Here is an 11,178-nt window from a genome sequence, read left to right as displayed (position 1 = left end):
GCCTCGCCGACTTCAGCGCCTCGGCATAGGGCGCGCCCCAGCGCCGCCCGACCCGCGTGCCCAGCGCTCCACGCACCAGCCCGCGGATCGTCCGCTGCCGCGCTTCGGTGCTGTCGCCGCGGGCGATCATCAGTTTCGGCATATAGCCCAGGAACCGCATGCCCAGCTCGCGCCGCACCTGCGACCCGGTCCGGAAGCCGCGCTCGCGCAACTCATTGAGCACGCCCAGCACCGCGCCCAGGAAACATCCGGCAATAACGGCTGCGGCCAGAATGACCATGGTCTTCGGGCTCGACGGCTGTTCCGGTAGCAGCGCATCGGTCACGATACGCACCGACGGAATGGGGAAACTCTGCCGCTGCACCGCCTCCTCATAGCGCGCCAGGTAGCTGTTATAGAGCGTGCGCAATGCATCGGATCGCTGCTGCAGCTCATTGAGCCGCACCTGTTCCTGCCCAATCGCACCCGCGCTCTGTCCTTCGGCATTGATATCGCCCCGCAGCCCCGCTTCCTGCTCCTGGGCAATAGCCAATTGCGTCCGGTATTGCTGATCCAGGTTCTGCAGCAGCGCAAAGATGCGATTATCCAGCGCCCCCTTTTCTGCCTTCAGCACCGCCAATTGCGGATGATCGGCGCCATAGCTGGCCTCCACTTCGGCAATTCGGCTCGTAAGAGTCGCCACCTGATTGCGCAGCAGCGAAATCTCCGCCGGATCAGTCTGCGCGCCACTCAAAAGCGCCACCGAGCTCGAAGCCGTCTCCGGCCCCGCCGCCACCACGGCCGCAACTTGCGCCGAAAGCGCCCGCAGCCGCGCTGTCTCCGCCTGCGCCTCGGCAAGCTTGGTGGAAAGACTTTCGATCCGCTGGGTCGTCAGGTCCCGATCCTGCCCCACGGACAGACCCGTTTCCTGCCGATATTCTTCAATCGCCAGAATAGCTTGTCGCTGGCTTTCACCAATCTCGGCGAGCCGCTGCTGCAACCAGTCTGCCGCCGCACCCGTCGCCTCAAGCTCTGCGTTAAGCTGATCCTGCAACAGCGCCTTGCCATAAGCCTGTGCAATCCGTTGCGCCAGTTCCGGCGTCGCCGCTTCATAGCCCACGCGAATGATCGAGCTGCGCCCCATGCGGTCCACGACCACATTGGCGCGTAACATGCCGACCACCTCATCAAGGCTCGCCTCCAGCGCCACCGGCTGCGCCTTCGGACCCAGCCCGATCAGCGATTTTACCCGCTGGCTGAACGAGGGCGGCGGATTGAGGAATTCCTGATCCGTCATCAGGTTCTCCGCCTCGGCCACGGCCTTGGCCACGCGGCTTGAACGCAAAACCTCGATCTGGTTGAGCACCTGCGCCTCAAGATCGGTCGTGCTGGTGGGCGTTGCCTCCCCGCTCGTCACCTGTTCGAGCTTCTTGTCGATCAGGATTTGCCCAGCGGAGAGATAGCTGCGCGGTGCCATGGTCAGATAAAACCCGGCCAGCACCACCATCACGGCAACACACAGCCCAAGCACCAGCGCCTGCCGCCTGATCAGCGAAAAGATGCGATCGAGATCAACGGTCTTCAGGTCCGATGGCTGGGGCGCCACCGCTTCGGGATACATGTTCTTTTCAAGCATATCTTTTCCTCGGCCTTTTCAGCTCAGGAGGCGGCCGGCTGGCCGTAATGTTCAGCTTGCGCAAGGCCGAGAATGCCCCCCGCCACGCCCATGTGGAGCACCGCGCGCAGCCAGTTGCGGCGCCGCGATACCGGCGAAAACACCGTCAATCCGGCCATCACACAGCAATAGGAAATCTTGGCCATCACCACAGGCAGCCGCTTCAGCGGCGAACCACCCAGCAACATGCCATGCGTCTGCCCGAACCGCAGGCGGCGCTTGGTCAGCCAGTCCATGTTCGCCCGCGACGCCGGCACCGGCTCCTCGACCACCGCCTCGGGCGCATAGTCGATCTTCCCGCCGAGCCCCGTCAGCCGATAGAAGAAGTCCGTATCTTCCCCACCCGACCGGCCTAGCGCCGTGTTGAAGCGCAGCGCCCGGAACGGCGCGACCCAGCGGATCAGCACATTGCAGGTATAGCCCGTGCGGATTTCCCCGCCGACAAACACCGGCAGGGTCGAATGAAAGTCTCCCTCGACCATCCATTCCGGCGCATCCGGCTCATAGATCGCCCGCACCGGCCCCAGCACCGCCGCTGCGCCACCCGCCTGCGCCTTTTCGAGCAAGGCCTTCAGCCAACCTTGGCTCACCACCTCATCGTCATCGACGAAGGCGACGAAATCGCCATCTGCCGCCTCAAGGCAGGCATTGCGCGCCACACAGATATTAGCCGCCGGCGCATGCACATAGGTGACCGGCATGCCCATTTTCTTCCGCAGCGCCTCGACCCGCTCACGCGCCGAAGGCACCTCGTCATTGTCAGCGATGATCACGCGCAGCTCATGCACGCCGCGATCAAGCCGCGCCACCGAGCGCAGCGTTTCGACCAGGAATGGCCGCCTGAAAGTGCAGATGCAGATATCGATCCGTGCCAAAAGGGCCTCACACGGTTTCGCGCCGGAACGGGCGCTGGACGAGATACAGCCAGAAGCCGGACGACCAGGCGAAATGCATGATCATCGCGGCCCAGCCAACGAGCGGAGACAGCACCATTGGCGTGCCATATTCGGGATAGTGCTTTCGCGCCGCATGCATGCCGAGCGCGATGCACCCGACGCCCCACAGCGCCAGCGGAATAAGGAAGGCCCAGTGCCAGATCGAGAGCGCGGCGAGCAGCACCACCGGCAAGATCGCCAGCGGCGCCATCTGCCGCAACCGCGGCCGCATCCTGTGCTTCAGGATGTTGCGGGCCCTGCCCCCGCCATAGCCAAAATACTGCCGGAACAGCCCCGCCATGGTCGAACGCGGATAATAGATCATGCCCGTCCGGTCGGTGAGCCAGATCGTGTGCCCCACCGCCCGCAGCCGAAAATCCAGCTCCGCATCCTCATTGGCCCTGAAAGTCTCGTCATAGCCACCGACCTGCCGGAACGCATCCACCCGCATCAGTGCATGATGCCCATGGTCAACCGGCCCGCTGCCAAGCCCCATGCGATGCGCCGAGCCACCGGTACCAATCGGCGAATTCTGCGCCGTCGCCACCGCTCGCTGAAAGGCGGCGTGGCCCTTGGTCGTCATGGGGACTACGACACTCGCCACGCCGCGCTCCTCCGCCTCAGCGACCAGCGCGCGGCAGAAATCATCGGGATAGGTCCCATGCGCATCGATGCGAATGAGGTAATCCACGCCATCGCCGAACTGCGCCACGGCAAGATTGATCGCCGCCGACTGGATCCGCCGCGGATTGTGCATCAGCACCACGCGCGGCGCCTCGACCGCTCGCGCCAGCACGATATCCCGCGTCCCGTCCGTGCTGCCGCCATCGGCCACCACGATCCGCGCATCCAGCGCCTCCGCCTCGACCAGCAGCATATCGAGCAATGGCCCGATGTGCCGGCTCTCGTTCAGCGTCGGCACGATGATGAGAACACGCGCATTCATGCCGCCATCTCCGTCTCTCGTTTAATCCCAGCGACAGCCGCCAGCCGCGATACCAGCGCCACACATTCCTCCGCCTCGCAGCGGAACGCCCGCTTTCCAACGGTCGCAACAGCTTCAGCCAGCTCCCGCAGCCGCTCGGGCGTCATCCCGGCAAAAAGCGATTGAAGGGTCTGCTGCTCGATATCGGGAATGACGACGCCAATCCCATGCCGCTCGATAAAGGCCGCCGTCTCGGTCCCTGCCAGGGCAATCGGCACGACCCCATTAAGGCACCCCTCATAAATCCGATTGGGCAGCAGCCAGGCCGAGTTCTGCCCCTCCTCAAAGAAGTCGATGGCCCAGACCAGGTGCACGTCCGAGTAAATCGCGGGCAGATCATCAGGATACCGATAGGCCCCGCCAAAATTCACATGCGGCGCCGCCTCGATCGTCTCGTGAAAATCCTCGAACTCAGTCAGCGCCGGCCTTCCGCGCAGGGTCACCTTCAGCCTGCCGCCCATCGCCCGCGAAACGCCATCCAGCGCCGCCAGCGACTTCCTGCATCGCAGCGCGCCAAACCAGCCGAGCCGCACCGGCCCGTCGATACCATCCAGCGCCACATTTCGCCCGACCACGTCGTGCCCCGGCGCAAAAACCTTGTTCTCGATCAGCAACGCCGGCGGCGCGCCCTGCTCGTCGAAATAGCGCTCCAGAAAAGCCGGCGAACTCGTAATCAACAGGTTCGCCCGCCGCATCAGCCGCTGCTCCACGGCGCGCATGCCGCGCCCGAGCCGGTCCTGCCGAAGCATCAGCCGATGGATATCGAGGCATTCATAGACCAGCGCCGGCGGCTCATCCCAAAGCGACAGCAGCCCCTCGGCCACCGCCAGCATTTCAAGATTGCGCGCGATGATCACATCGGGCCGAGTAAGCACCTTGGCCCAGCGTTTTGCGCCATATCGCGCCTTTAGCGTCACCAGCAGCCGCTGCAGCATGCGCGCGTCATGGGTAATATCGAGTTCGACCACGGTCTCGGCCGGTAGATCCGCCAGCGGCGCATCGGCGCGACGAAACCCGGCTATCTCCACCTCTGCTCCGCCCAGGCGCAGCATGGCCAGCCGCCGCGCCACCGCGGGGTCGGAGAGGTTGTGGACCAGGTAGAGAATTCTCGGCAAGAACGCATCTCCCATCCCAAGCTAAGAGCTTGAGTGGAGATGTTCCCAGCTATGCGGTCAACGCGGGCGAGAGGGACGAAGCGCTGCACCCAGCGCATGCCCCAAAGCCGCCACAATTGAAACGCGGCAAGGCGGGGCTTTGCGCCGCCCCGCCCCGCCGATGCCACAAGTCGAATCCCTAGCGGGCTGCGAGATGCTGCCCGGTCAAGGAGTGTTTTGCCTTGGCCAAATCGGCCGGAACGCCTTCAAACTGCACATTCCCGCCTTCATTGCCCGCCCCCGGCCCCAGGTCGATCACCCAGTCGGCGCGCGAAATCACATCGAGATTGTGCTCGATGACGATCACCGAAGACCCCGCCTCGACGAGCCGATCAAACAGCCCGATCAGCGTATCGACATCGTTCATGTGCAGGCCTGTCGTCGGCTCGTCGAGCACATAGATATTGCCCTTCTTGCCCAGCTCCGCCGCCAGTTTCAGCCGTTGCCGCTCCCCGCCCGACAGGGTGGACAGCGGCTGCCCCAGCGTCAGATAGCCAAGCCCCACATCCACCAGCCCCTGCAGGATTTTAGCCACCGCTGGCTCGGTGAAAAACTTCGCCGCGTCCTCGATGCTCATCTCATAAACATCGGCAATCGACTTGCCACGCAGCTCATGCGCGAGCACTTCGGGCAGGAACCGCTTCCCCTCGCACGTCTCGCAAGTGGTGATCATCGGATCGAGATGGGCAAGGTCGGTATAGATCACCCCAAGCCCATTGCAGTCCGGGCATGCCCCCTTGGAATTGGCCGAAAACAACGACGCCTCGACCCCATTGGCCTTGGCAAAGGCCTTTCGCACATTGTCCAGAATGCCCGTATAGGTCGCCGTATTCGAGCGCCGCGACCCGCGCGCCAGGTTCTGGTCGATGATGATCGTCTCGGGATAGGCGACCGGCAAACACCCCTGGATCAGGCTCGATTTCCCTGACCCCGCCACACCCGTCACCGCCGTAAGGACCCCACGCGGAATGGCAATCGAAACGTCCTTGAGGTTGTTGATCCCGGCCTTCTCGATCTTCAGCGCCTCACCCTTGGCCGCGCGCACCTTGTCCTTGATCGGCTGGTGCTTCTTCATGTGGTTCCCGGTCAGCGTCCCCGAGCCCAGCAAGCCCGCAAAATCGCCCTCATAGACCACCTCGCCGCCCTTCGATCCGGCGAACGGCCCCATATCGACCACATGATCGGCAATGGCGATCATGTCCGGCTTATGCTCCACGATGAGCACCGTATTGCCCTTATCGCGCAACTGCGTCATCAGCCCCGCCAGCCGCCCCACATCATGCGGATGCAGCCCCACTGAAGGCTCGTCGAACACATAGGTCATGTCCGTCAGCGACGAGCCGAGGTGCCGCACCATCTTCACCCGCTGGCTCTCCCCGCCCGACAGCGTCGAGCTCTCGCGATCAAGGCTAAGATAGCCGAGCCCAATAGTGACGAGATTTTCCAGCCGCAGCGCCAATGCCCCCAGCATCGGCCCCACCTGCGGCGCCTCGATAGAGCGGACAAACGGCGCCAGATCATTCACCTGCATGGCAGAGAGATCAGCGATCGACTTGCCCTTGATGGTGGACGTCAGCGCCGCCTGATTAAGCCGCGTCCCATGACAGGCTGGACAGACTGCGCGTGTAAAAATCTTCTCGTACTCGCGCAGCACATGCGGCTGCAGGCTTTCCGGGTCCTTCGAGCCGAGCCCGGTCTTGAGCCGCGAGACCACACCCTCATAGGTCAGCCCTATCTTGCCCACTTTGATCTTGCGACCATCATTGAGGTGAAAGAGATTGAAGCGTTCTTCCTCGGAATAGTCCTTGATCGGCTTGTCCATGTCGAACAGGCCCGAATTGGCGAAGATTTCCCACCACCAACTGTCGACCGAAAAGTCCTTGGGCAGCAGTGCACCTTCCCTAAGCGATTTGCTCTCGTCCACCACCGCCGCCATATCCATGGCCGCGACCTGCCCGATCCCCTCGCAGTCCGCGCACATGCCGCGCGGATCATTGTAGGAATAGAGCGATGGCGCCCCCAGCTTCGGCTCCGCCAGCCGCGAAAACAGCACCCGCAACATCTGCGCCGCATCCGTCACGGTCGCCACGGTCGAGCGCGAATTGCCGCCCAGCCGCTGCTGATCAACAATGATCGCCGCCGAAATGTTTTCGAGCTGATCGGCGTCCGGCTGCCCATAGCGCGGCATGAACTGCTGCACGAAAGCGGGATAGGTTTCGTTGATCAGCCGCTGGCTCTCCGCCGCAATGGTCCCAAACACCAACGAGGACTTTCCCGATCCCGAGACCCCGGTAAAAACCGTGATCTTGCGCTTCGGAATATCGAGCGACACATCCTTGAGATTGTTCTCCCGTGCCCCGCGAATGATGATCGAGCCGTAAGGCGTAGTATCGGACATTGTTGCTCCCTAAAGCGAGGCTTTGCGAATTTGACTGACGCCGACGGACAGGCCCACGGCGGCGACGATGACGGCAACCAGCGCGCCGTACAAGACCGAGAGATTGGCGAAATCACCCACGAACAGCGCCCGCTCCGCTTCGACGAGATAAGTCAGCGGATTGAACCGGCTGAGGGCATAGAGCCAGCCTGGCGCATTGGTCATGGGCAGCAACACCCCACCCAACAGCATCAGCGGCAGCGAGATCGAATGGCTGACGAGATAGAACAGCGAGCCATCATGCTTGGAAGCGATGGCGAGGGCATAGGACAGCGAAGCGACGCCCACCCCAAAGAGCATCAGCAGGGCCAGCCCCAACAACATCTGCAATGGATGCAGCGCCAACCCAAACGGCACTGCCACCACGATCAGGATCAACGCCTGCACCAGCAGCGGCATCAGTTCCTTGAGCGCCCGTCCCACCATAATGGCCGGTCGGCTCATGGGCGTCGCCAGAAAGCGCTCAAAACTGCCGCTCATCAGCTCTTCGGTCAGCGCCCAGCCGCAGGAAACGGTGCTGAACAGCACCAGCATGACCACCATGCCCGGCACGAACCATTGCAGTGGGCTGGCACCATCCGGCCCGGGAACACTGCCCAGCAGCGGCACGAAGAGCGCTAGATAAAGCAGCGGCTGCACCAGCCCGAAGACGATGTAATACCAGCTCCGCAGCGTCGGGCCGATTTCGCGGCGAAATGAAATCGTCGTGTCCGAAAGAAAAGCCATTTTCTGATCCTCCTCAGGCGCCAGCGCTTTCGCGCAGCGAGCGGCCCGTCAGCCCCAAAAACACATCGTCCAGCGTCGGCCGCTCCACGCGGGCGCTGATGGCTTCAATGCCTTCCTGGTGCAGTCGCCGGATGAATTCAGGCAGCAACGCTTCCCCGTCCGGCAGCGCCACCGTCAAATTGCGGCCATCTACCTTGGCCTCCCGCGCTCCGGGCAAATTCCGGGCAATCCCGCCCGCCTGCACCGCCTGATCCTCGCAGAGCACGCTCACCCGGATCGTATCCCCCGCCAGGTCCGCCTTGAGCCGCCCCGGTGTGTCGTCGGCAATCAGCACGCCATTGTCCATCACCATCACCCGCTCCGCCATGGTGTCGGCCTCGTCGAGATAGTGCGTGGTCAGAAAAATGGTCATCCCGGTCTTCCGTCGGAGTTTCAGGATATGATCCCAGAGATTGGCGCGGCTATGGGGATCAAGCCCGGTTGACGGCTCATCGAGAAAGAGGATCGGCGGGGTATGCATCAGCCCCAGCGCCACATCGAGCCTCCGCTTCTGCCCGCCCGACAGCGATGCGCAATTCCGATCCGCCAGACCATCGAGTTCCAGCATGACCAGCAGCTCGTCTGCGCGTTTCTTGGCCGCAGCCGTGCCCAGCCGTTGGGCTCTGCCCTGCGTCACCAGTTCGTCGCGCACCCGATGATAGGGCCCCGAGCCCGTCCCCTGCCCCACATAGCCGATGCGCCGCCGCACCTCTGCCGGTTCGCTTACCACGTCGAACCCGCCGATATTGGCGCTGCCCGATGTCGGCGGCAGCAATGTCGTCAGCATGCGCACCGATGTCGATTTGCCTGCCCCATTGGGCCCGAGAAAGGCCACCAGCTCTCCCTCGGCCACATCGATATTGAGCCCGCGCACCGCTTCCACCGGACCGGCCTTGCTCTTGAAAGTCCGGACGAGGTCCCTTGCATGGATCATTTTTCCCTCCGCTTGAACACACTGCTCCGGCCTCGCTGACATGACGTGTCAGCAAGCTCCATTTCGACAGTGTTCTCGACATTTCCGCACGAAGGCCTATAACTTCGTACGCCACACAGGGTTTATTCAAAACACCGTACGGTGTAAATAGTTATTTTGAGGACTATATGGCCGACGACATTGCCGGGCGCGGAGACCCCTTGAAAACCCTGCACCTCTTGTGGGGCCGCACCGAACCACCGCGTCGTGGCCCAAAGTCTCGCGTCGGCGTAAAGGACCTCGTGAGCGCTGCCGTAACAATTGCGGATGCCGAGGGAATCGATGGGGTCTCGACACGCCGCGTCGCCGAAGCCGTCGGCATCTCGCCCATGAGCTTTTACACCCACATTCCCGATAAGGCCGTCCTGTTCGACCTCATGCTCGATGCGGTCTCGGGCCCCGCCGAGGGCGAAAGCCCCAGCTCGATGAATTTCGACCCGGCCCATTGGCGTGACAATGTCGCCCTCGTCGCCCGCGAATACCGCGCCTTCTTCCTGCGCCATCCCTGGGTCATGCAGTTGAGCAGTCACCGGCCCGTCCTTGGCCCCAACACGATCAAGGCCTACGAACATTTTCTCAGCACTTTTGACGGTCTGGGGCTGACCGAGGTCGAAATGGATCTCTCGGTCTCGATGGTCGCCAACTATGTCCACGGTGCCGTGCGCGACGTCTTGCGCGCCAGCCAGATCAAGGCCCAAACGGGCCTCAGCGACGATGAGTGGTGGTACACCATCGCCCCATTCCTCGAGACGATCGACTTCACGCCCTACCCGGTTTCAAACCGCGTCGGCCCGGTCGTCGGGGAGCTCTATGGCCTCGGCAATCCCGACATGGCCTTCGATTTCGGCCTCGAACGCCTGCTAGATGGGTTGGGCGTGCTGATCGCCGGCAAGAAAAAGGCGGCGTCCTAGAACGCCGCCTCTCAAATCTCTCAGTGCCCGCTGCCACCAATCAGCCGCTGGCGGATCGCCGTCGACATATTGTCGAACAGGAACACCACGAACAGGATCAGCAGCACCATATAGGCCACCTTGTCCCAGTCCGAATTGGTACCCATCGACTCCAGCAATTTGAGACCGATACCGCCCGCACCCACTGCGCCGATGACGGTGGCTGAGCGCGTATTCGATTCCCAGAAGTAGAGCGACTGCGACACGAACACCGGCAAGACCTGCGGCACCACGCCATAGCGATTGACCGAAGCCGGGCTCGCGCCCACTGACTTCATGCCCTCGCGCTGCTTGTCGTCCACATTCTCCAGCGCCTCGGCATAGACCTTTCCGAGTGCACCGGTATCGGTGAAGAAGATCGCCGCAATGCCGGGGATCGGGCCGGGGCCAAAGCCGCGGGTAAAGAACAGCGCCCAGATCAGCATGTCGACAGAACGGATGAAGTCGAAGAAACGCTTCATCCCCCAATTGACCGCCCGGTTGGGCGTAATCGTCCGCGCTGCGAAGAAGGCGAGCGGGAAAGCGAAGAGCGTCGCAAGCAGCGTACCCACAAAGGCCATCACCAGCGTCTGGAACAGCTTTACGAGAATATCCGCATGCTGCCAGGCCTGGTTATTGAGCCATTGGTTCACCACGAACTGCGCATTCGACATGTCCGGATTGACCCGATCGCCCGAGAACATCAGCCCGATCGACGAGAAGAAATCATGCCCCCAGAGCGGCGACTTCGGATCGTAAAGGAAGTTGGCCCAGCCGAAGAACCGGCGCTGCACATAGACCTGGTTGTCGCGGATTTCAGCTTGGCCGGCAAAGCCGAAGTCGACGATGACCTTCTGCCGATCCTGCTGGATCGCCGCGGGCGCGCCTTCCGGCGCCGTTGCAGCCCCCTCGGTGATAGTAACCGGCCAGGCTTCGCCGCCGATAAAGACATTGACCTCGCTCGTCGTGATATCGAGCCGGTCCGCCTCGCTGCCGAAGGTAACCGTCATGCTGCCGTCGTCGTGCGGCGTCAGCCAGTCGATCTCGGCGCCAACCGGATACTGCCCGCGGCTCGACCATTGCGGGGTGATCGTCCCATCCTCGCCAAAGCGCAGACGCGGCGTGGCACGCCAGCTATACCAGTCCTGCACATAGATCGAGGCACGATCCCATTTGCCGTTCTGCAGCGCCGGTCCGACATTGAAGAAGAACCAGCAGAAAACGAGATAGAGCACCGTCACCACCAGCCCGATAATCAGGCCATGGCGCTTGAAGAACGAGGTCTTGAACACCTCGGGGAATTTCTGTTCAAGCCGAGCGCGCTCGGCAGCACTGATCGCCGACAT

The 11,178-nt window shown here is 62.6% G+C and carries 9 protein-coding genes; 1 reads left to right on the top strand and 8 read right to left on the bottom strand.

What is annotated here, in order from left to right; genetic code table 11:
* The 7 genes from JP75_RS10545 to JP75_RS10515 form a co-directional block, all read right to left on the bottom strand.
* Window positions 1-1,615 (bottom strand): GumC family protein (locus JP75_RS10545; protein WP_035082452.1); only part of this gene is annotated, 1,615 nt, incomplete at its 3' end.
* A gap of 23 nt (window positions 1,616-1,638) precedes the next feature.
* Window positions 1,639-2,529 carry a glycosyltransferase family 2 protein gene (locus tag JP75_RS10540; protein WP_035082451.1) on the bottom strand — a complete coding sequence of 297 codons (891 nt, stop codon included), beginning with the start codon at window positions 2,527-2,529 and terminating at the stop codon, window positions 1,639-1,641.
* Window positions 2,530-2,536: 7 nt separating this feature from the next.
* Window positions 2,537-3,535: a glycosyltransferase family 2 protein gene (locus JP75_RS26780; protein WP_035082450.1), complete on the bottom strand. Its 999-nt coding sequence runs from the start codon at window positions 3,533-3,535 to the stop codon at window positions 2,537-2,539.
* On the bottom strand, window positions 3,532-4,689 hold the full coding sequence (locus JP75_RS26775; protein ID WP_169745523.1) for a glycosyltransferase family protein: 1,158 nt from the start codon (window positions 4,687-4,689) through the stop codon (window positions 3,532-3,534). The genes JP75_RS26780 and JP75_RS26775 overlap by 4 nt, the downstream gene beginning before the upstream one ends.
* A gap of 178 nt (window positions 4,690-4,867) precedes the next feature.
* A complete protein-coding gene (locus JP75_RS10525) occupies window positions 4,868-7,126 on the bottom strand; it encodes an ATP-binding cassette domain-containing protein (RefSeq protein ID WP_035082448.1) in 2,259 nt (752 codons plus the stop codon).
* Between the two features lie 9 nt (window positions 7,127-7,135).
* On the bottom strand, window positions 7,136-7,891 hold the full coding sequence (locus tag JP75_RS10520; protein WP_035082447.1) for an ABC transporter permease: 756 nt from the start codon (window positions 7,889-7,891) through the stop codon (window positions 7,136-7,138).
* 13 nt (window positions 7,892-7,904) lie between these two features.
* On the bottom strand, window positions 7,905-8,864 hold the full coding sequence (locus tag JP75_RS10515; protein WP_035082445.1) for an ATP-binding cassette domain-containing protein: 960 nt from the start codon (window positions 8,862-8,864) through the stop codon (window positions 7,905-7,907).
* Between the two features lie 167 nt (window positions 8,865-9,031).
* Here JP75_RS10515 and JP75_RS10510 point away from each other — a divergent pair, with 167 nt between their 5' ends.
* Window positions 9,032-9,814, top strand: coding sequence for a TetR/AcrR family transcriptional regulator (locus JP75_RS10510; RefSeq protein WP_035082444.1), 783 nt, complete (start codon window positions 9,032-9,034; stop codon window positions 9,812-9,814).
* 20 nt (window positions 9,815-9,834) lie between these two features.
* On the opposite strand, the gene phnE is transcribed toward JP75_RS10510, so the two are convergent.
* Window positions 9,835-11,178, bottom strand: coding sequence for a phosphonate ABC transporter, permease protein PhnE (phnE, locus tag JP75_RS10505; protein WP_035082443.1), 1,344 nt, complete (start codon window positions 11,176-11,178; stop codon window positions 9,835-9,837).

This window comes from Devosia riboflavina, from assembly GCF_000743575.1.
Taxonomy (GTDB): domain Bacteria; phylum Pseudomonadota; class Alphaproteobacteria; order Rhizobiales; family Devosiaceae; genus Devosia; species Devosia riboflavina.
This window is presented reverse-complemented; position numbering and strand designations above follow the sequence as displayed.